Source organism: Algibacter mikhailovii (assembly GCF_014651495.1).
GTDB lineage: Bacteria > Bacteroidota > Bacteroidia > Flavobacteriales > Flavobacteriaceae > Algibacter_E > Algibacter_E mikhailovii.
Window position 1 is genome coordinate 169374 of sequence record NZ_BMWZ01000002.1, and the last position, 23486, is coordinate 192859.

At 34.8% G+C, this 23486-nt stretch carries 17 protein-coding genes; 8 read left to right on the top strand and 9 right to left on the bottom strand.

The genetic code is table 11. The features are described 5' to 3' along the window. Window positions 1-17: 17 nt before the first annotated feature. The 4 genes from ilvC to ilvD are packed head-to-tail and all read right to left on the bottom strand — an operon-like array spanning window position 18 to window position 5521. A complete protein-coding gene (gene ilvC / locus IE051_RS04165; protein ID WP_189359522.1) occupies window positions 18-1493 on the bottom strand; it encodes a ketol-acid reductoisomerase in 1476 nt (491 codons plus the stop codon). Between the two features lie 19 nt (window positions 1494-1512). Continuing rightward, window positions 1513-2046 (bottom strand): acetolactate synthase small subunit, encoded by a 534-nt coding sequence (gene ilvN, locus IE051_RS04170; RefSeq protein ID WP_189359523.1) that lies wholly within the window; start codon window positions 2044-2046, stop codon window positions 1513-1515. A gap of 13 nt (window positions 2047-2059) precedes the next feature. Further along, window positions 2060-3790, bottom strand: coding sequence for a biosynthetic-type acetolactate synthase large subunit (gene ilvB / locus IE051_RS04175; RefSeq protein WP_189359524.1), 1731 nt, complete (start codon window positions 3788-3790; stop codon window positions 2060-2062). 48 nt (window positions 3791-3838) lie between these two features. Continuing rightward, on the bottom strand, window positions 3839-5521 hold the full coding sequence (gene ilvD / locus IE051_RS04180) for a dihydroxy-acid dehydratase (protein WP_189359525.1): 1683 nt from the start codon (window positions 5519-5521) through the stop codon (window positions 3839-3841). 594 nt (window positions 5522-6115) lie between these two features. On the opposite strand from ilvD, the gene metK reads away from it, so the two are divergent. Together metK and IE051_RS04190 are read left to right on the top strand one after the other, a co-directional pair. Next, entirely contained in the window at window positions 6116-7369 is a 1254-nt protein-coding gene (metK, locus tag IE051_RS04185) for a methionine adenosyltransferase (protein ID WP_189359526.1), read from the top strand. A 257-nt stretch (window positions 7370-7626) separates the two neighbouring features. Next, on the top strand, window positions 7627-10194 hold the full coding sequence (locus IE051_RS04190; RefSeq protein ID WP_189359527.1) for a glycoside hydrolase family 2 TIM barrel-domain containing protein: 2568 nt from the start codon (window positions 7627-7629) through the stop codon (window positions 10192-10194). Window positions 10195-10645: 451 nt separating this feature from the next. On the opposite strand, the gene IE051_RS04195 is transcribed toward IE051_RS04190, so the two are convergent. From IE051_RS04195 to IE051_RS04205, 3 genes are all read right to left on the bottom strand, one after another. Beyond that, window positions 10646-11815 (bottom strand): OmpA family protein, encoded by a 1170-nt coding sequence (locus IE051_RS04195; RefSeq protein WP_189359528.1) that lies wholly within the window; start codon window positions 11813-11815, stop codon window positions 10646-10648. Between the two features lie 123 nt (window positions 11816-11938). Beyond that, entirely contained in the window at window positions 11939-14440 is a 2502-nt protein-coding gene (locus IE051_RS04200; protein ID WP_189359529.1) for a DUF5686 and carboxypeptidase-like regulatory domain-containing protein, read from the bottom strand. A 63-nt stretch (window positions 14441-14503) separates the two neighbouring features. Further along, window positions 14504-15481, bottom strand: coding sequence for a pyruvate dehydrogenase complex E1 component subunit beta (locus tag IE051_RS04205; RefSeq protein ID WP_189359530.1), 978 nt, complete (start codon window positions 15479-15481; stop codon window positions 14504-14506). A 350-nt stretch (window positions 15482-15831) separates the two neighbouring features. On the opposite strand from IE051_RS04205, the gene IE051_RS04210 reads away from it, so the two are divergent. From IE051_RS04210 to IE051_RS04230, 5 genes are all read left to right on the top strand, one after another. Further along, complete coding sequence (locus IE051_RS04210) at window positions 15832-16578, top strand: electron transfer flavoprotein subunit beta/FixA family protein (RefSeq protein WP_189359531.1); 747 nt, start codon at window positions 15832-15834, stop codon at window positions 16576-16578. 98 nt (window positions 16579-16676) lie between these two features. Then, a complete protein-coding gene (locus IE051_RS04215) occupies window positions 16677-17636 on the top strand; it encodes an electron transfer flavoprotein subunit alpha/FixB family protein (protein WP_189359532.1) in 960 nt (319 codons plus the stop codon). A gap of 118 nt (window positions 17637-17754) precedes the next feature. Further along, a complete protein-coding gene (locus IE051_RS04220) occupies window positions 17755-18372 on the top strand; it encodes a bifunctional nuclease family protein (protein WP_189359533.1) in 618 nt (205 codons plus the stop codon). A 16-nt stretch (window positions 18373-18388) separates the two neighbouring features. Further along, entirely contained in the window at window positions 18389-19912 is a 1524-nt protein-coding gene (locus IE051_RS04225; RefSeq protein WP_229796727.1) for a NupC/NupG family nucleoside CNT transporter, read from the top strand. A 200-nt stretch (window positions 19913-20112) separates the two neighbouring features. Continuing rightward, window positions 20113-20937 (top strand): thymidylate synthase, encoded by an 825-nt coding sequence (locus tag IE051_RS04230; protein WP_189359534.1) that lies wholly within the window; start codon window positions 20113-20115, stop codon window positions 20935-20937. Between the two features lie 65 nt (window positions 20938-21002). On the opposite strand, the gene IE051_RS04235 is transcribed toward IE051_RS04230, so the two are convergent. Continuing rightward, window positions 21003-21299 carry an isoamylase early set domain-containing protein gene (locus tag IE051_RS04235; protein WP_189359535.1) on the bottom strand — a complete coding sequence of 99 codons (297 nt, stop codon included), beginning with the start codon at window positions 21297-21299 and terminating at the stop codon, window positions 21003-21005. Window positions 21300-21619: 320 nt separating this feature from the next. On the opposite strand from IE051_RS04235, the gene IE051_RS04240 reads away from it, so the two are divergent. Further along, a complete protein-coding gene (locus tag IE051_RS04240; RefSeq protein ID WP_189359536.1) occupies window positions 21620-22537 on the top strand; it encodes a dihydrofolate reductase in 918 nt (305 codons plus the stop codon). 22 nt (window positions 22538-22559) lie between these two features. Here the strand turns inward: IE051_RS04240 and IE051_RS04245 are convergent, their stop codons facing one another. After that, on the bottom strand, window positions 22560-23459 hold the full coding sequence (locus IE051_RS04245; protein WP_189359537.1) for a DUF6268 family outer membrane beta-barrel protein: 900 nt from the start codon (window positions 23457-23459) through the stop codon (window positions 22560-22562). Window positions 23460-23486: the final 27 nt, after the last annotated feature.

Here is a 23486-nt window from a genome sequence, read left to right on the forward strand (position 1 = left end):
GTTTAGTTTAGTTTGCTCTATACTATTGGCTTCATAGCTGTCATTGAAGATCTTAAGAATTCTCCAACCTTTTCAACTGGGTGTTCTCTTAACACTTTATTAATTTCAATAAGCTTGGCATTATCTACACCATCACCATTATCAACAGAATAAGGCTTCCCAATAACATCGGTTTTAATACCTTTCATGAAATCAGTTAATAAAGGCTTACATGCATGATCAAATAAATAACAACCGTACTCAGCAGTATCAGAAATCACAGAATTCATTTCATACAATTTACGTCTTGCAATTGTATTTGCAATAAGTGGTGTTTCGTGTAATGATTCGTAGTAAGCAGACGCATCAATAATTCCTGAATCAGTCATTGCTTCAAAAGCCAACTCAACACCAGCTCTTACCATAGCAACCATTAATACACCATTATCATAATACTCTTGCTCAGAAATCTCAACATCTCCCGCTGGAGTTTTTTCAAAATTAGTTTCAGCTGTCTCAGCTCTCCAAGTTAAAAGGTTCTCATCATTATTAGCCCAATCTGCCATCATACCAGCAGAAAAACGCCCTTCAATGATATCATCCATATGCTTTTGGAACAATGGACGCATAATATCTTTTAATTCTTCTGACAATTCAAAAGCTTTAATTTTGGCAGGATTAGACAAACGGTCCATCATGTTAGTTACACCTCCATATTTAAGACCTTCTGTTACTGTTTCCCATCCGTATTGAATTAGTTTTGAAGCATAACCTGGATCAATACCTTCTTCTAACATTTTATCAAAACAAAGGATAGACCCTGTTTGTAATAACCCACAAAGAATGGTTTGCTCTCCCATTAAATCAGATTTAACTTCAGCAATAAATGACGATGCCAAAACACCTGCTTTATCTCCACCTGTAGCAACCGCATAAGCTTTTGCTTCAGCCCATCCTTTTCCTTCTGGGTCATTTTCTTCGTGTACAGCAATTAAGGTTGGCACGCCAAAACCTCTTTTGTATTCTTCACGCACTTCAGAACCTGGTGACTTAGGAGCAACCATTATAACAGTTAAATCTTCACGAATTTGCATACCTTCTTCAACAATATTAAAACCGTGAGAATAAGATAATGTTGCACCTTTTTTCATTAAAGGCATAACAGCGTTTACCGCGTTTGTATGTTGCTTATCTGGTGTTAAATTTAACACTAAATCAGCCGTAGGAATTAACTCTTGGTACGTACCTACTGTAAAACCATTTTCTGACGCATTGATATAAGATTGACGTTTTTCTGCAATAGCAGCATCACGTAATGCATAAGAGATATCTAAACCAGAATCTCTCATGTTTAAACCTTGGTTTAATCCTTGAGCACCGCATCCTACGATAACTATTTTCTTTCCTTTTAAAGCATTAACTCCGTCCGCAAACTCTGAAGCGTCCATAAACCTACACTTCGATAATTGATTTAATTTATCTCTTAAAGATAGTGTGTTAAAATAATTTCCCATTTTAATTTTATTATTATTACTATTGATTATTGAATTCCGTAAGCAATTCAGTTATTTTCATTTCTTCTTTAGTGACTGCAATTCTACCCGAACGTACAAATTGCATAATTCCAAAAGCGTTTAAATCTCGTCTTAAAGATTCAATTTCATTTCTTCTACCCGACTTTTCCAGAACAAAAAACTCTTTATTCACAGTAACAATTGTGGTGTTACTGTCTTTAATAATATTCTGAATTTGTGGTTCGTTGAATAACAAATCCGATTTAATTTTAAACATACAAGACTCTGTAAATATTGTTTCTTCCTCTGTATGATAATAAGCTCTTATTGTTTCTACTTGCTTTTCAATTTGTTTAACAATCTTATTTGCGTTTGTCTCTGTCATATTTACCACGATAACAAAACGATTTACACCATCAATTTCAGATTGCGATGTTGTTAAACTTTCGATATTGATATGTCTACGCTGAAAAATAGCTGAAATTCGATTTAATAAACCTATGTTGTTTTCAGTATAAATTGATATCGTGAATGATTTTATATCTTCGTTCATCTTTACTTTATTTTTAGCTTAAACGTACATCTGAAACCGATGCTCCAGAAGGAATCATAGGAAACACATTATCTTCTTTTTCTACACATACCTCTAAAAAATAAGATTCTTTAGATTGAATCATTTCTTTCACAGCTTCTGCCAACTCTTCACGTTTTGTCACTTTTCTTGCTTTGATATAATAGCCTTCAGCAATAGCAACAAAATTTGGATTAGTCATTTCAGTAGAGGCATAACGTTTGTCAAAGAACAACTGCTGCCATTGACGTACCATCCCTAAGAATTCATTATTCAAGACCACAATTTTAACAGCTGCCTTTTGCTGAAAAATAGTGCCTAATTCTTGAATATTCATTTGATATCCACCATCACCAATAATAGCAACTACTTCACGTTCTGGCGCTGCCATTTTTGCTCCAATAGCCGCGGGCAATGCAAAGCCCATAGTCCCTAAACCACCAGAAGTAATATTACTTTTAGTTACATTAAAATCGGCATACCTACAAGCAATCATTTGATGCTGTCCTACATCTGAAACAATAGCAGCGTTCCCTTCGGTTTCAATATTTATTTGTTTTAAAACCTCTCCCATAGTCAATCCTTCTTTCGTAGGATGAAGATCGCCTTTAATAACTTTATCAAATTCAATGGCGTATAAATCCTTAAATTCTTGCAACCAAGATTCATGAGAATTTTCATTTAAAGCTTCAACAAGCATCGCTAAACTTTCCTTTGAATTTCCCAGTACGGCAACATCTGTTTTGACATTTTTGTCAATTTCAGCAGGATCAATATCAAAATGAATGATTTTAGCTTGTTTAGCATAAGCATCCAAACGTCCGGTAACGCGGTCATCAAAACGCATGCCTATAGCAATTAAAACATCACATTCATTTGTTAATTTGTTTGGCGCGTAATTACCGTGCATTCCAACCATACCAATATTCAATGGGTGTGAGGTTGATAGTGCCGAAGCACCTAAAATCGTCCAAGCCGCAGGAATACCAGCCTTTTCTATAACCTCTTTAAGCTCAGCCTCAGCTTCTCCTAAAATAACACCTTGCCCCCAAACAATCATTGGTTTTTTAGCATTATTAATCAATGCTGCGGCAGCATTAACTGCGTCTTGACTTGTTTTAGGAATTGGATTATAACTTCTTACACCTTCACATTTTTTATAGTTAAAATCGAATTCGGTGACCTGTGCATCTTTTGTAATATCTACTAATACAGGTCCTGGTCTTCCACTTCTAGCAATATAAAATGCTTTTGCGATAGCAGCAGGAATATCTTCTGCTTTGGTAACTTGACAATTCCATTTAGTTACCGGTGTAGAAATACCAACAATATCTGTTTCTTGGAATGCATCACTTCCTAATAAATGAGAAAAAACCTGCCCAGTAATACATACTAGCGGCGTAGAATCTATTTGTGCGTCTGCAATTCCTGTTATTAAATTTGTAGCCCCTGGCCCTGAAGTTGCCATGGCGACACCTACTTTACCAGATATACGGGCATAACCTTGCGCTGCATGGGCTGCGCCTTGTTCATGACGTGTTAGTACGTGATGTATTTGATCCTGAAACTTGAATAATTCATCATAAACGGGCATAATTGCGCCGCCAGGATATCCATAAAGAATATCAACGCCTTCAGCCATTAAACTTCTCACTATGGCTTCACTACCCGTTATGCGTAGTGTTTTATCTGTCATTTCTTTTTTATTTGCTGCTTGTGTTTTCATAAGTCTCAGTGTTTTGAGGGTTCCGCTTTCGCTGAAATGAAAATTCCTTTATGCATCCGTAACACATCCTTTTGAAGCCGAAGCTACAGATTTTGCATATTTATATAATATTCCTTTTTTGTGTTTTAACGCTGGCTGAACCCATTGTGCTTTTCTTTCTGCTAATTCTTCATCAGAAAGCAACACATTAATCGAGTTATCTTCAGCATTAATTCTAATTTTATCTCCTGTTTTTAATAGACCTATCGTTCCTCCTGTTTGTGCTTCTGGCGTAATATGACCAACAACAAAACCGTGAGTTCCTCCTGAAAAACGTCCATCGGTTATTAAGGCAACAGACTTACCTAAACCTGCACCCATTATAAGCGATGTTGGTTTTAACATTTCAGGCATTCCTGGACCTCCTTTTGGACCGACATATCGAATGACGACGACATCACCTTTTTCTACTTCTCCATTTGAAATTCCAGTATTTGCTGCTTGCTCACCATCATAAACCACAGCTTTTCCTTCAAACAACAACCCTTCGTTTCCTGATATTTTTGCTACAGCACCTTCTTCAGCAAGATTGCCATATAAAATCTGTAAATTCCCTGAAGACTTTAAAGCTTTATCTTTTGGATAAATCACCGCTTGATCGTCTTCAAATGAAAGTGGCTCAACATCAGCTAAATTTTCAGCTAAAGTTTTCCCCGTAACGGTCATACAGTCCCCATGTAAAAACCCATTGTCTAATAAATATTTCATCACGGCAGGCGTTCCTCCAACACCATGAACGTCTTCCATCAAATATTTCCCACTAGGTTTTAAATCACCAATAAGTGGTGTTCTATCACTAACGCGTTGAAAGTCTTCCAAAGTAAATTCAATATCTGCCGCATGTGCAATTGCTAAAAAGTGTAAAACCGCATTTGTAGATCCGCCCAAAGCATTTACTAGAGCAATAGCATTTTCAATAGATTTTTTAGAAATAATATCTAAAGGTTTTAAGTCTAACTCCAATAAGTTCTTAACAGCCCTTGCTGTTCTTTCACTTTCTGACAACTTATTAGGGTTTTCAGCAGGAATAGATGAATTATAGGGCAATGCAAACCCCATGCACTCAATTGCCGAAGCCATTGTATTTGCGGTATACATTCCTCCGCAAGCACCAGCCCCTGGAATGGCTCTTTTTATAATTTCTCTATATTCTTCTTCTTCAATTTCACCAGCAACTTTTTGTCCTAATGCCTCAAATGCAGATACAATATTTAGTTTTCTTCCCTTATAGTTTCCTGACCTAATTGTTCCGCCATACATCATTACTGATGGTCTATTTAAACGCAACATAGCGATAACCGCGCCCGGCATATTTTTATCACAACCTACAATCGCCACCAAAGCATCATAACTTTGTGCTTGCATTACCGTTTCGATAGAATCTGCAATAATATCACGAGACGCTAATGAATAATTCATCCCTGAGGTTCCCATAGAAATACCATCACTAACACCTATAGTATTAAAACCTAGTCCAACGAGTCCCGCAATGTTACATTCAATTTTCACTTCATCCTTTAAAGTATTTAAATGCATATTACAAGGATTACCATCATAACCTGTACTGGCAATACCAATTTGAGCTTTACTCATGTCTTCATCAGTCAAACCTGCCGCATACAACATGGCTTGAGATGCCGGCTGAGATTCATCCTGTGTTAGTCTTTTACTGTATTTATTAAGTTCCTTCATTTTTATTACAGATAATTTTATGCTTTATGCCGTTTTTCTCTAAAATTCTAAAAGAATTGTGATTTTTAACACAAATTCTACAAAATAAGTGTCGAAAATAATTTATTACGCGTTTATAGAGTTTAAACTCATTTTTTTATAGTTAAACTCATAGCATCAAAAAACAACTCAAAATACTGATTTACAGGTGTTTAATGTGTAATTTTTATGATACCCAAAAAAATAAAAATAATTAATAAAAAAGTCTTCAGTTTTTCAGAGTCCCATTGAAATTTATTTTCAACTTCTTATCCATTTTGAACCACCATTAAAAAACCACAATAACTTGATAAAAATTATATTTAAGAATTGCGTTTTCACTTTGATGAACCAATATTCATGATTAAAATGTATCTGCCAAATTTTTATTAAAAGAATAAAAATAAGCATTGATATTCTTTATTTTTTTTATTTTTGCCGACATAATTAATAGAGGAAGGATTTGACTGATTGCAACCTCTTTACACTGCGATGATAAAAGTGTAAAAAAAAATGCTAAAGGCAGTGTAAACTTCCTGCGACGTTACCGTCAAATCTTACCACAAAATAAAAAAAATGGCTTATTTATTTACCTCAGAAAGTGTTTCTGAAGGACATCCAGACAAAGTTGCTGATCAGATTAGTGATGCTTTAATTGACAATTTCTTAGCTTTTGATATAGATTCTAAAGTGGCTTGCGAAACTTTAGTAACCACAGGACAGGTCGTTCTTGCGGGGGAAGTAAGATCTAAAACATATTTAGATGTTCAAAAAATAGCACGAGATACTATAAATAAAATTGGTTACACCAAAGGCGAATATATGTTTGATGGTAATTCTTGTGGCGTTCTTTCTGCTATCCATGAACAGTCTGAAGAGATTAATCAAGGAGTTGATAGAGGGAACAAAGAAGAACAAGGTGCTGGAGACCAAGGTATGATGTTTGGTTACGCCACCAATGAGACCGAAAATTTCATGCCTTTGGCCTTAGATCTATCTCATAGAATTTTAATAGAACTAGCTGAATTAAGACGAGAAAATAAAGATATAACCTATTTAAGACCTGATTCTAAAAGTCAGGTTACTATTGAATATAGTGATGACAATATTCCACAGCGCATTGATGCTATTGTTGTATCTACACAACATGATGATTTTGCTGATGATGATGCCATGTTAGCAAAAATCAGAAAAGATATTGTTGATATTTTAATACCAAGAGTAGTAGCTAATTTACCTAAAAACATTCAAGAGCTTTTTAATGATGACATCACATACCATATAAATCCTACTGGAAAATTTGTAATTGGCGGACCTCATGGTGATACGGGATTAACTGGACGAAAAATTATTGTAGATACTTACGGTGGAAAAGGTGCTCATGGTGGAGGAGCATTCTCAGGAAAAGACCCTAGTAAAGTAGATAGAAGTGCAGCCTATGCAACTAGACATATTGCAAAAAACTTAGTTGCTGCTGGAGTTGCCGATGAAATTTTAGTACAAGTAAGTTATGCTATTGGCGTAGCTGAACCTATGGGTATTTTTGTTAATACTTATGGCACATGCCCATTCAATTTAACTGATGGAGAAATCGCAGAAAAAGTATCTCAAATATTTGATATGCGTCCTTTTGCTATAGAAGAACGTTTAAAATTACGCACACCCATGTATAGCGAAACGGCAGCGTATGGGCATATGGGTAGAAAAAACGAAACCGTATCAAAAACTTTTTCACAACCTAATGGCGAAACAAAAACTCTAGATGTTGAATTGTTCACTTGGGAAAAATTAGACTATGTAAACAAAGTTAAAGAAGCTTTTAACCTATAATAAACATAGTATCCAAAATTTAACTAAGCCCTGTATTTTATACAGGGCTTTTTTTTGATAAAACTTTAAATATTCAAGAATTCATTTCCAATACCCTACATTTTTTTAAATAAACATGAATCATTTTTAAAATAAAAACTTGATAATAACTTAACATAGCACATAAGCTGCCTAATAAAAGTGGTATGTGATAACAAAAAAAATGGATTTAGCTTATTTTTAAACTCTAAAACTAAACTTAAATAATACCAATAAGTATGACTCTATATTATTTTATTAAAAAGTATAATAAGCTATCCTTCATTTTTCTATTAATTACATTAGTAACGCTATTATCTTTTAACTCAAAAAAAGACCCAAAATTTAATAGAGAAACAGATTTTAATTTCGACTGGAAGTTTTCACTACGAAAGGACACCCTCAAACCTGCTGTTGTTCCATTAAATGACACCAATTGGAGAGATGTAAGACTTCCTCATGATTGGAGTGTTGAAATGGATTTTGACTCTATATATGAAGGCGCCACAGGCTACTTACCAGGTGGAGTTGGTGTTTATCAAAAACATTTTGAAACACCTACAGACCCATCAGAAAAAAACACATATATTCTATTTGACGGGGTTTACAACAACGCTACTTTTTGGCTAAATGGTAAACGTCTTGGAGAAAACCCTTATGGATATTCTCCGGTATATTTTAATATCACAGACATTTTAAAAACTAATTCCGAAGAAAATGTATTAACCGTGCATGTTGACCATTCAAGATATGCTGATAGCCGGTGGTATACAGGTAGTGGTATTTACAGAAATGTAAAACTTATTACCGTGAACAAGCTTCATATCCCTATATGGGGAACTTTCCTAACTACTCCTGATATTAATAAAGACCAAGCTAAAATTAGACTTGAAGTAAAAGTGAAAAATGATTCAAAAGCAAAAGAAACATTTACACTTACAACAAAAATTTTAAATAAATCAGGAAAGGTAGTCGCCAACCTTTCAGAAGATCAATCTATTAAAACAAATATTGAAACCACCTTTGTTCAAGCCTTAGAAGTTAAAAACCCAGAATTATGGGATTGCGAAAACCCTAACATGTACAAGGCCATAACCACAATTACACAAAAAGGCAAATTAATAGACCAATATGAAACACCTTTCGGCATCCGGAGCTTACGTTTTGATGCGAAATCAGGATTCTTTTTAAACGGGAAATCAACTGATGTTAAAGGCGTTTGCATTCATCATGACGGCGGGTTAGTAGGTGCTGCCGTACCAAAAGGCGTTTGGAGAAGACGTCTTCAAAAACTCAAAGACTGTGGTGTAAATGCCATAAGAACTGCACATAATCCATATTCTCAAGAGTTTTTAGATTTATGTGATAACATGGGAATCCTTATTCAAAATGAATTTTTTGATGAGTTAGATTACGCAAAGGACAAACGTAATAATTACCATGACCGACATGATGATTATATCACTAGAGGCTATGTTGAACATTTCCAAGAATGGGGAAAAAGTGACTTAGAGCGTACCATGCTTCGTGATAGAAACCATCCAAGTGTATTTCAATGGAGCATTGGAAACGAAATAGAGTGGACTTATTTACACTACAGATACGTCACCGGTTTTTGGAAAGATCCAAATCAGCCACAAAACTCAGGTGAGTACTGGGGTAGCGCGCCTATGTTTTCAGCTGAAGAGATGAAAAAACGCTATGATAAAAGCGAAAAAGGGGAGTACATTTTGACTGAAACCGCTACCAAGGTTAATGGCTGGGTTAAAGTATTAGACACAACAAGACCCACTACAGCTAATCTCGTTGTTCCACAGACAAGTTTAGTAAGTGGTTATGCTGATGCTGTAGATATTTCAGGATTTAGCTATAGAAATAAAGATATTCCATGGGCACTTGAAAACTTTCCGGAGACCCATATTACCATTAACGAAAATCCGGGAACTTGGGATGATTGGAAACAAGTTCTTGAAAATCCGGGGATTTTCAGTATTTTCATGTGGACTGGCATTGATTATATGGGAGAACGGCATGGCGATTGGCCTAATAAAAGTGGCTGGGGAGATCTTTTAGACCTTGCTGGCAACAAACTACAAGGCTGGAACTATTTTAAAAGTATTTGGATTAATAAGCCTCACATCTCATTAGGAACCTTGCCTATTGCAGAATCTGGATTTAAACAACAAAACATATCCGGACAACAATTACCGGAAAACAGCGGTGCTTATAAATGGCGCGATTCTAACATGCACTGGAACTATGAAAACGGAGAAACCGTGGTGGTAGAAGTTTGTTCCAACTACTCCATTGTTGAACTTCTAATTAATGGTCGCTCTCTTGGCAGACGAAGCATGTCCGAGAGTCCCGATCGCTTATTCCGTTGGACAATTCCTTTTGAAGCCGGCACCTTAACGGCAAAAGCTGGCTTTGACGAACAAGAGGTTATCGCTGAATTACACACAACATCCAAACCTGTAGAACTACAATTCAGTTCTGACGCTGAAACTATTAAAGCCAATGGCTATGATGTTGCACATCTAGAAATTCAATTGATTGATGCACATGGCCGTGCAGTAAAAACTGAAAACACAAACATTGAATTCACCTTAGAAGGAGATGCTAGATGGCTAGGCGTTGATAATGGGGCACGAGATAACATTCAAAATTTTCAGTCTAAGAAAATCACTACTGCAAAAGGTCGATGCTTGGCTATAATTCAATCGAATAAAGCTTCTACCGGAACCATTAAAGTAACTGCTACCGCAGAAGGATTTGAAAGTAAAACGATTACTATCCCAACGAACTAAATTTAAACTACCCTAGTAAAAAAGCCTTTTGATAATTTCAAAAGGTTTTTTTCTGTTTTATTATTTCTAAGCTCAGCCATGGATTAGCCCTAAACAGCTTTATGTACAACCTTATTTCAATGACTAATAAAACACTTGAAAAGTTCCTAATTCAATTTCTTTATTTAATGTAATGATGCCTTAGGTATTTTGCATACCCCCAAATCATCATGCCATCCAAGCTAGAATATAATTATCTAACGAGTTTTTATATTAAGCGCTGTTCACCGCAATTGATAATAGCTTATTAACAACAATCTCAATGAAATCCAGTGGTATTATAATAAATATAACTTAAAGAATTATGCTTGAACAGTTCCAAGAACCAAAAAAGCTGAACAATTTATATTGCTCAGCTTTTTTGGTTTCTTTAGCCTACATAAATCAATCACCACAATTGATTTAAAGGCGTTTATTCAGCAAAAGTTAGAATAACTTCTGTTCTTCTATTTCGACTATGTTCATCCCTTGTACAAGGAACACCATCACTACATTTGTTTACTAGTTTTCTTTCACCAGCTCCTTCACTTGTTATTCGTGCCGGACTTATTCCTTTAGATTCTAAATAAGATTTAGCATTTACAGCACGTTTATTTGACAACCAATCGTTGTATTCCGAATCTCCTCTTGAATCTGTATGGGCTATTACTTTAATCATAAAGCGCGGCTCCTGAGCCATAACTTTTGCCATAGCATCTAAAAGCTCTTTTAATTCATCAGTAAGTCCAGGAGAATTAAACTCATAATAAACAGTACCTAGTTCTTCAGCTATATTTTCAAATTCAGCCTTTAATTCTGCCGTTTTAGCTAATTTCGCTTCTTTTATTTTTGCAGCAAGTTTTTCATCTACTTCTTTCCTTCTGGCTTCCTCTTCCTTACGCTCTCTCTCAATTTGAACGCGATTAATAGAATCTCTTCTTCTTTCTCGATCTCTATTTAAACGCTCCAATTCAGCCGCTTTTGCCTTACCTTTTTTACTAAGTTTCTTTGTTATATCAAATCGATGCACCACTCCTGCTCCATACTGAACATGATTTGTGCCTTCATCTCCTAAATTCCATTTTCCACTTGCATTGAAATCTAGCCCCCACTTATCTGAAAACCATGTTCTAAAACCAACAACCCCGTTAAAAGTTGCTCTACCCACATTATTTGCGTCAGTATAACCTAAACCAACGCCCAAATAAGGGTCAAACCAAGCCGTTTCACCAATCAGATAATTTAAATCATAAGATATTCTTGAATCTATGCCAAAATAATCTGATTCCACTGGATTAGGCTGCGTATCTATAACTGTACCAACTTCATAAACATTGTAACTACCAATTAACTCAACGCCAAATCCATTTTCAAAATAGCGCCCAATGCTTAATCTTGAAGGAAATGGAACCCCATTTAACTCATCAAAGTTTAGCAATTTTGCGGCACCCGAATCATCAACCAGATTAAAACCAAGACCAATAACCCATGCACTACTTACAAGGCTATCCTTAGAAGTCAACTTCAATTCTTCTTGGGCACTTAGTGCGCTACTAAATAAGAGAGAAATTATTAGTACGAGGGAAGCGGAATATTTAATCATTTAATTGGCTACTTTAGTTAAGCCGTAAATTTATTAAAAAAAACGTCATTTTTCCCACGAAAACCAAAATAATTAACATTTTTATTGATTAATTAAATTCTTTTCCAAAAAAATGAGAGTAAACTAAAAAGAAAAGCCCAAAGACCCAGTAACTCCAAATTTTCTAGCGTCAGGATTATCTATTTTATTTAAATAATTACCCCTAAAATTGAAGTCTATTCTAAAAACCTTAAAAATATTACCTATGCCAACGCTATACTCATAATAAGGTGCAGAAGAAGGGGCTACATACTCTAGACCTGAAGCATTAATATCTTTATTCTCTTGAGAGATATCTCCTATCACCGTCCTAAATCCAGCGATCGCTCTCAAATGCCACTTTTTAACCACAGGTATTCTTGAAAAAATACGCCCATTAAAATTATGTTCAATGTGGACAGCAGAGTAGGAATCGGTTACAAATTCATAAAAATCCATTTGTGAAAACGTATTATAAATAGACCAATAACTTTGATTACCAGGGATAACACTTAATAAACCAAGAGGAACAACTCCAAAGGTTTTACCAGTTTCTATAGTAGTATACAATCTACCAAAAGCTCCTAATTGCCAGGGCTGCAAATACCTAAGTTGTATTTTAGTATAATCAAAATCATTACCCAATCTGCCCTTTATACCTCTTGAGACTTGGGCAAAAAATTGGGCGTAGTCATCATTAGCATGCAGACGTTCTACACCATATCCTGTCATTTTCCTACCTGGAAAATAAGATAGTGATAATGCGGTCTCATATTGTTTAGTTTCTGAAGACACCCCTGTTGGTGAACTAGGATCAAAATAATCAAGACTGAAGGTTGGAGAGGCCGACTTTAAAGTACGATAACTTCCCCCCAATTTGACAACAAGATTTTTAACGGGCTCCAATTCAAATGACAGGGTGGTCAAATTGATATCTGTAAGCTTGTCATTTGGCGCTGTAGTAAACAAACCAGATGAGGCTAGGTTTCTCCCTAATACATCTGTAGAATAGGTTAAACTTGCTCCTATTTGCTCAATATCACGTCTGTTACCCCCAGCAACAATCAGTCTATTCTTTTTATCAATAAGCCACTTCCCCGAAATACCATACTTAAATTTATCATCTCTAAAACCGTAAGCCAAAAACCCTTCTATTCGCCATAAATCATTTTTCCCAAAATAAGTGCGGGCCCCTGCACGTAAACGCCATCCTTCAACCTCATTAAATCCAATTGATGAACTCAAGGGACCGTAATCTAAAGGCAAAGAATTAAACTCGACATAACCTGATGCAAATATGCTACCTGCATTATAGAGTCTTTTAAACTTTTTAACCGTTTTCAAGGTGTCTAACATCTTATAAACCCCTTTTTCATCTTTGTTAAGCTCCTCTAAACGTTTCTCTTCCCAAAAGGCATCATCTCTATCATAAACATCCTTGTCAAAATAATTAACCTCTTCTTCATAAAACTTTTTATCCTTTTCTATGTCAAACTCATAATTATCAAATAACGTGGTTCGTTTTCCATAAATACCTCTAGATTTTTCTTTCTTATTTAAAGCAAATTCAGACATCATATAATCGCGCTTAATAAGAAACAGAGAATCGTCTAAGACTTCAAATTCTTGCTCAATATAAATTTCCTTAACCCAGTTGATATTAGCGCTTTTTGAAGCTTGCAAATTTATATCTTTAATAGCGTAGGTGGTATCAGCCACCCAAAAATCCCCTTTAAAAGTTAATTCGTTTTTACGTCGGGGGTAGTAAATAATATTATAACACCATTTATTATCAATAAACGCGCTGTCTGATAAAACATAATTGTAAGTACTAATACCTGTTCTTGATAATGGACTTACAAAACTCTTATCAAAAAACTTCAGATAGTTATCATAAATATTAAAATCTGAATACAAATCTCCAATAAAATCAATGATAACTTGATTATCACTAAAGCCTGAATTTTTATTACCCTCTAAGACATTCTTTATTTTTCCCAAATCATTATCACCATATACTTTTGATACAGCTTCATTGATGAAAATTGGTAAGTAGGTTTTTCCAGTAACTCGAGAGGTATCTACCTCATCAAAAACAAACTCCATACCCCTAAACAATTTACTTTTAATTAGGGCACTATCAACCGTGTTAAGATCAAACTCAACTTTTTCGTATTTATCGTATTGGTATTGGTTAACCGTTTTTAAACCATTGCTGCGTTTATGCTCCCATATTTTTCTGAGAATATCAATAGCAGGATTGTTTTTCTTAGGTTGTTTTCCTGAAATGATAACAACCTCATTTAGTTGAGAAGCGGCTTCCTCAAGAATAAACTTTAAATTATAATTAACTTTCTTGGTTAACGGAATATTTAAAGTTTCATAACCGATAAAAGAAACTGTCAACGCTTCCCAACTTTCATCAGACTCTAAATAAAATCGACCTTCTTCATTGGTAATGGTGCCTTCCGTAGAACCAGAAAATATAACATTAGCAAAAGAAATAGGTTCATTATTTGCATCAAACACATAGCCGCTAACTTTTGTTTGTGCAAACGAAGTATAAACTCCAATAAAAAATAACCCTATTAACAGTCTAATGCTCATAATACAAAAAAACTTCATCAACAGTCATGTTAATGAAGTTTATATAACGTAAAAAAAATATTTTTATTTATACATCACCTTTTTTACCGCCTTAATAACGTCCTCACTGTTTGGCAGCCATTCTTCCAATAAAACAGGAGAGTATGGTGCTGGTGTATCGGCAGTATTTATTTTCACAATTGGAGCATCTAAATAATCAAATGCTTCAGATTGCACTAAATAAGTAATTTCTGTAGCGACATTTCCAAAAGGCCAAGCTTCTTCTAAAACTACCAATCTATTGGTTTTCTTCACAGATTCAACAATTGCTTTTCTATCCATTGGACGAACCGTACGCAAATCGATAATTTCACAAGAAATACCTTCTTTTTCTAAAACATCTGCTGCTTTGTATGCTTCTTTGATGATTTTCCCAAAAGAAACGATAGTTACATCTGTACCTTCACGTTTGATGTCTGCAACACCTATTGGAATAATATATTCACCTTCTGGCACTTCACCTTTATCACCATACATTTGCTCACTTTCCATAAAAATAACCGGATCGTCATCGCGAATAGAAGCTTTCAATAAACCTTTAGCATCATAAGGGTTTGAAGGCACTACAACTTTTAGACCAGGCGTGTTTGCAAACCAGTTCTCAAAAGCTTGTGAGTGCGTAGCCCCCAATTGACCAGCTGAAGCTGTAGGCCCACGAAAAACAATTGGACACTTAAACTGTCCTCCAGACATTTGCCTAATCTTAGCAGCATTATTAATAATTTGATCAATTCCTACTAAAGAGAAATTAAAGGTCATATACTCAACAATTGGTCTATTACCAGTCATTGTTGATCCAATGGCTATACCGGCAAAACCAAGCTCAGCAATTGGTGTATCAATAACACGTTTCGCACCAAATTCGTCTAACATTCCTTTTGATGCTTTATAAGCACCATTATATTCTGCGACTTCCTCCCCCATTAAATATACGCTTTCATCTCTGCGCATTTCTTCACTCATCGCTTCACAAATAGCTTCTCTAAATTGAATAGTCTTCATTAAAATTTATTTTAATTCGAGTTGCAAAAATAGGAATATTTCATAACACTTCTGAAAAAAATGCAATCCTAATCATTCAAAAATTACGCGATTCTATTATGGATATTGAAAATATCTCATAATAAGATGATAAAATATTGATTTATCGTGGTCATTCGTTTCAAAAACAGTTATGAAAAATAATTCAACTCAGCATCGCATAATCCATTAAAATAGTAGGTAATTAAGATTTATTAAAATGACAAAATCATAAAATTTCAAATATTTACTATGCATGCATAGTAAATATTCAGAATAAAATAATTAACTTCGTTGCGGAAAAAAAATTAGACCTTTTAATAGATAGAAAAATGAAGATATTAGTGTGTATAAGTCATGTGCCAGATACAACTTCAAAGATTAATTTCACTGAAGGTGACACCAAATTTGACACCAATGGGGTGCAATTTGTGATTAACCCAAATGATGAATTTGGTTTAACAAGAGCCATGTGGTTCAAAGAAAAACAAGGCGCTAACGTAACTGTAATAAATGTTGGAGGAGCAGACACAGAACCTACGCTTAGAAAAGCTTTAGCTATTGGAGCTGATGCAGCCATAAGAGTAAACACAGTACCTGCCGATGGTTTTTCGGTTGCCAAGCAACTTGCTACTGTTATAAAAGATGGCGCTTATGATTTAGTAATTGCTGGACGAGAATCTATTGATTATAACGGCGGAATGGTACCAGGTATGATAGCCGGACTTGTTGGAGCAAACTTTGTAAATAACTGTATTGGCCTTGAAGTAGAAGGCACAAATGCTAAAGTTATTAGAGAGATTGATGGTGGAAAAGAAACCGTATCAACTAACCTTCCTTTGGTTATAGGTGGGCAAAAAGGATTGGTTGAAGAGACCGATCTTCGCATACCCAATATGAGAGGGATTATGATGGCCAGAAAAAAACCACTTACGGTTGTTGAACCTTCAAGCATTTCAGGAGAAACAAGTTCTATGTCATTTGAAAAACCAGCCCCAAAAGGCGCTGTAACTTTAGTTTCTGCAGATAATTTGGATGAATTGGTGAGTTTGCTTCATAATGAAGCGAAAGTGATTTAGTCAATCATGATGTTCCGAAAATATTCGGAATCTTTTTAAACAGTAAAAGAAAGATTAATACGATCTTGATACAAGTTCAGGATGACAAAATAAAAAATATGTCAGTTTTAGTATATACAGAATCAGAGCAAGGCCAGCTTAAAAAATCAGCTTTAGAAGTAGCTTCTTATGCCAAAGCAGTGGCCAATCAATTAGGAACCACAGTAACTGCCGTTACTATTAACGCAAACAATACAGACGCATTACGCAACTATGGTGTGGATAAAGCATTATCAGTTAAAAATACGGCTTTAGATAATTTTAACGCGAATACCTACGCCGCTATTATTCAACAAGCCGCAGAACAAGAATCAGCACAAATCATTGTAATAAGCTCTAGCGCTGATAGTAAATATTTAGCTCCACTACTTGCTGTAGGATTAAATGCAGGATACGCATCAAATGTTGTTGCAACACCTTTAAACACGAGTCCCTTTACAGTAAAACGTAGCGCTTTTACCAATAAAGCTTTTGAAATCACTCAAATTAATACTGAAGTTAAAATTATTGGTGTTTCCAATAATGCATTTGGATTAGTCGAGTCTAGCAGTACAATTTCAGAAGAAGAATTTTCGCCCGCAATTCCTGAATCTAAAATTTCAATAGAATCCATTGACAAAGCAACTGATAAGGTAACTATAGCTGATGCTGAGATAGTAGTTTCAGCAGGAAGAGGTTTAAAAGGTCCTGAAAACTGGGGGATGATTGAAGAACTAGCTGATGTATTAGGCGCAGCTACCGCCTGTTCTAAGCCAGTTTCAGATTTAGGCTGGAGACCTCATGGTGAGCACGTTGGACAAACAGGAAAACCTGTAGCTTCAAATTTATACATTGCCATTGGTATATCTGGTGCAATACAACATTTAGCCGGTGTTAGTGCTTCAAAAGTAAAAGTTGTAATAAATACAGACCCTGAAGCTCCATTTTTTAAAGCCGCAGATTATGGCGTAGTTGGAGATGCTTTTCAAGTGGTTCCAGAACTTATAGAAAAATTAAAAGCCTTCAAAGCACAGCAATAAATAATTTTTTATAAATTGTTTAGTACTATAGAACTGCTTAATTTAGCATTTTATACCAAATTCTGCCTTGGCAGTTGGTAAAGTTCTAAATTAAACAGTTCTTTACGTTTTTAATATTATGAGTTTAGTCAAATTAAATATAAAGGGAATATCCTACAGCCAAACCCAAAATGGCGCATACGCATTGATTTTAAATGAAGAAGACGGTGATCGTAAGCTACCCATTGTTATTGGTGCATTTGAGGCACAATCTATTGCTATTGCGTTAGAAAAAGAAATAAGTCCGCCAAGGCCATTAACACACGATTTATTTAAAAACTTTGCAGATAGATTTGACATTGTAGTTAAACAAGTGATTATTCATAAATTAGTTGATGGTGTATTTTATTCAAGCTTAATTTGTGAGCGAGATAAAATTGAAGAAATAATTGATGCCAGAACTAGTGATGCCATTGCTTTAGCCTTACGTTTTCAAGCGCCTATTTTTACGTATAAGAACATCCTGGACAAAGCGGGAATCTATCTAAAGGTAAACCCGAAAAAAGAGGATGAAGAAAGTCAGGACAGCATACTAATGGATGAATTAGTAGCCAACGAACTGGAAGTCAATGAAGTCCGCGAAAATTTCCAAGGCAAAACCATTGAGGAACTGCAAAAATTACTTGAAGAAGCTGTAACGAATGAAGATTATGAAAAAGCAGCTCATATAAGAGATGAAATTTCAAAACGCGAGTAGTACTTGCATATAAACTATGAAAAAGCTGTTTTTGTTTTTTGCAATCTGTTTGTTTTTCTCTACAACAATTAAAGCTCAAAACAGTAAAAACGAAGCCATTTCATCAATTCCCATTCAAGAAACCACTTTAGTGGATTCTACTGAATTAACTTTTGAAACGCCCATTCAAAACCCAAAACCTAGTGCATTAGAAGAAGCCCCTGTAAAACCGGCAGCACATCCTATCATTCCTAATCAGGGATTCTCCTTAAATAGTTTATGGCGTGGTATTTTAGGCATGGTATCCTTGATTTTTATTTCATTCCTTTTTAGTAGTAACAGAAAAGCTATTAACTGGAAAATTGTTGGAATAGGCCTAGCTTTTCAACTTCTCATAGCCATAGGTGTATTAAAAGTAGAAGTCATTAAATCTGCTTTTGAATTTATTGGTGGATTATTTGTAAGTGTTTTGGACTTTACAAGAGCTGGTAGCAAGTTTTTATTTGAAGGTTTGGTAGTCGATATGGATACTTTTGGTTTTATTTTTGCCTTTCAGGTATTACCTACTATCATTTTCTTTTCGGCATTAACCTCCGTCCTTTACTATTTCGGTATTATTCAAATAGTGGTAAAAGGTTTTGGATGGCTACTTACTAAACTACTTAAAATTTCTGGAGCAGAAAGCCTTAGTGTTGCTGGAAATATCTTCTTAGGTCAAACGGAAGCCCCTTTACTTATTAAAGCGTATTTGGAAAAAATGAATAAATCCGAAATGCTATTGGTTATGATTGGAGGCATGGCAACGGTAGCTGGCGCCGTTCTAGCCGCTTATATAGGGTTTCTTGGAGGCAATGACCCTGCATTACGTTTGTTTTATGCCAAACATTTATTAGCAGCCTCTGTCATGGCGGCACCTGGAGCAATTGTCATTTCAAAGATACTTTATCCGCAGGAAGAAGCTGTGAATACTGATGTTTCTGTGTCACAAGAAAAAATAGGGACTAATTTCCTAGATGCTATTGCCAACGGCACAACAGAAGGCCTAAAATTAGCCGTAAATGTTGGTGCTATGCTTTTAGTTTTTGTTGCTTTTATAGCTATGTTTAATGGTATTTTAGGATGGGTTGGAGATGTTACCACACTAAATACTTGGGTTGCCGCAAATACTACTTACGAAAACCTATCATTAGAACTCATTTTAGGTTATACTTTTGCTCCACTGATGTGGCTTATTGGTGTGGCTAAAGAAGACATAGCACTAATGGGTCAACTCTTAGGAATAAAACTGGCCGCAAGTGAATTTATAGGCTATATCCAATTGGCAGATTTAAAAAATGCCACCAATGCTATTCACCTTAATTATGAAAAATCGATTATCATGGCGACCTACATGCTTTGTGGGTTTGCCAATTTTGCATCAATAGGCATTCAAATAGGCGGTATAGGTTCTTTAGCTCCGGGGCAACGAAAAACACTGTCTCAATTTGGCATGAAGGCCTTAATAGGCGGGACTATTGCCTCCCTAATTTCGGCTACTATAGCAGGCATGATTATAGGGTAAGCATGTATTAGGAATTCTGCATCCTATATAGGAATAACTCATATTGAAAATCTTATAATCTCGTTAATAACTTTTTGATATTATCCCAAACCAAATCCATTAGGTAAGCATCATTTTTTTTAATTTCGTTTCGCAGATTTTTAACCTGTAATTTTCAACTATTTAAATAAGAGATTCCTTCCTGAGGAAGAATAAGATATATGCAACAATACCACGACTTAGTAAAACACGTTTTAACAAACGGTAATGAGAAAGGCGATAGAACGGGAACAGGGACAAAAAGTGTTTTTGGACATCAAATGCGCTTTGATTTAAGTGAAGGATTCCCCATGGTAACCACTAAAAAACTTCATTTAAAATCTATTGTTTATGAATTATTATGGTTTCTAAAAGGCGATACTAACACAAAGTATCTAACTGATAACGGCGTACGTATTTGGAATGAATGGGCGGATGAAAATGGTGACTTAGGACCTGTTTATGGCTACCAATGGCGTAACTGGAATGGCGATGAGATTGACCAAATTAAAGAGGTCATTACTGCATTAAAAGAGAATCCAAATAGCAGACGAATGTTAGTCTCTGCTTGGAACCCTTCAGTACTTCCTGATACTTCCAAGAGTTTCAGTGCAAATGTAGCTAATGGTAAGGCAGCGCTTCCGCCATGTCATGCCTTTTTTCAATTTTATGTGGCTGATGGTAAGCTATCGTGTCAACTATACCAACGTAGTGCAGATATATTTTTAGGAGTTCCTTTTAATATTGCATCTTATGCCCTATTCACCATGATGATGGCACAGGTTTGTGGTTATGAGGCGGGGGAATTTATTCATACGTTTGGCGATGCCCACATTTACAGCAATCATTTTGAACAGTTAGAATTGCAATTATCTAGAGATATTCGGCCATTACCAAAAATGGTTTTAAATCCAGAAATCAAGGATATTTTTGATTTTGACTTTGAAGATTTTACTTTATTAGACTATAACCCACATCCTCATATAAAAGGCACTGTGGCTGTTTAAAAAACAAAAAAAACACCTTTAAAATAATTAAAGGTGTTTTTTTTTGTTCGTTTTTATGTTTGAAACTACAGATTTAACACACTGTTTTCTGCTCCAGCATAATCATTCCATGCATAAGCATCAGCTTCTGTTTCATTAACGTAAACGCCGTCAACAATATATTTAAACTCATAAGAACTTCCTGCTTCTAAATCAACAGTTCCTTTAAAAGTTCCGTTCTTTAATTTCTTTAAAACTGCTTTTTTCTCATTCCAATCATTAAAAGATCCTACTACAGAAACTTTCTTTGCTTCTTCTGCAGGTAATGAAAAAGTAACTTTACAAACTGGTTTGCTCTTCAAAAATTGTTTTTTAATAGCCATAATATAAATTTTTAGGTATTATCTATTTTAATTGTGTTGTTCGGTGCAAATTTACAAACTATTTTAATCTGAAGCCTATATAAGTCCCTACAGCGCATAAGAATTATCATTTTGTTAATATCTCTTAACAAATAATTGTAGTCCATAAAAAAATTGGCATAAATTTTATATTATTATCAATAGATTTTTTATGTTTTTACCTGATTTTCAGCACCTTTAAATTCGAAAACGTTTTCGAAAACCTTCATTTTACTAGTAATTCAACTATCATTATGATGTCAGCAAAAAAATTCTAACTTTACACTCCATATTTTAAAACTATGTTCGGCAAGAAGAAAACGAATCCATCTATAGACAAAGAACAATTAGAATTATTAGAAAATGCTCAAAAACGTATCAAGCAAAAAAAAGCTTTATATGTCCATTTTATTTTCTTTTTAATTGGTAGCGTACTCTTAATTGTTGCCAATACGGTGCTTGGTATTGGCAAGGAATTTACCTTATTTGGTAAAGAGTGGTTCCTCATTGCTATTTTAGTTTGGTTATTCTTTTTAATCTATCACGTATTTAATGTGTTTGTCACGAATAGATTCTTGGGGAAAGCTTGGGAGCAAAAACAAATGGCTAAACTAGTATCAAAACAACAGACACGTATTGAAAAAATAAAATCAAAACTTATCAAAGAAGAAACCTTATTAGCAGAAAGTGAATTACAATCTGAAGCCAATGAGAACATTGAAATCAAAAAAACGGGCCTTACCATCATTGTTGCTGCTTCAGAAAACAATGCTATTGGTAAAGGGAATAAACTAATATGGCATCTTAGCGATGATTTAAAACGATTCAAAGCATTAACAAACGGCCATCATATTATCATGGGAAGAAAAACTTTTGAAAGTTTCCCTAAGCCGCTTCCTAATAGAACGCATGTTGTTATTACACGACAAAGTGATTATAAAGCACCAAAAGGGGTTATTATTGTAAATAGCCTAACTGACGCCCTAGATGCCAGTAGAAGTGATTCTCAACCATTTGTTATTGGTGGTGGTGAGATTTACAAACAAGCATTGCCTTTGGCGGACACCCTAGAATTAACTCGGGTACACGAAAACTTTGATGCCGATACGTTTTTCCCAATTGTTGACGAAAATATTTGGAAGGAAACCGCCAATACATTTCATCAAAAAGATGATAAGCATGATTATGAATTCTCGTTTATTACTTATACCAAACAGTAAGTCATTAATATAGTATTCCATTTTATAATTGGATACGGTAAATCAGTTCCAGTTTAAAAAACATACTACCTTGTATTTTAGGATTATTTTGTTGCCTATCATCGCCAAAGTTAAATGCGATAAATCCAAAATCAATTTTATCACCATAAGTATGTACTTCATAATCATCACTAGCATAGCCAAGCTTGGCTCTGAGTATGGTATTTTTAAACAATCTATTATATTGTGCATATCCTGCAAATTCTAAAGAGTTTAATTGCACATATTGATTTAAGTCATTTTGTTCTATATTAAAACTCCGCCCTATTCCAAAATAACTAAAACCATAAGTAAACTCCCCCGAGGTGTAATTTATATCTACCGAAATAGGCATAAAAATATCCATCTCTATTTTTTTATCCTTACTTAAAGAATACCATCCTAAAATAGGCGTGGTATAAAACCCAAAAGCTTCGGAAGAACTATATAAACCAAAACGATATAGAACATTTTCCCGCTTTTGATATTTTAAAATTCCAAAACCACCCATAAAAAAATCATTACTTGAAACATCATGATAATCGGATGCTATTTTAGGCAAAAAGACTAAAGTCATTCCCCATCTTTCAGAAAACGTTGAGCTTAAACCTACTTTTAAGGTGGTACTATATAAATTTGTAAAAGGGCTTTCTAAACCATTCTGTGGAGGATACAACTGCAATTTATTTCTGCTAAATATACCGCCAGTGATTATTGCATTGTTTTTATTTAGAACTATTGGGAGGGTTAAATTAGCCTCTAGGGTTGAAATATAGGTACTACCCTCAGCGCCTTCAAAATTATTTTGAAAACTACGACCATAACCTAACTTTAAAACATCAACATAGTCCTGCGAAAAACAGATGATTGGAAAAAGTAAAATGGTTAAATATAATTTTATCAAAACACATAATTAAACTTCAATATACTG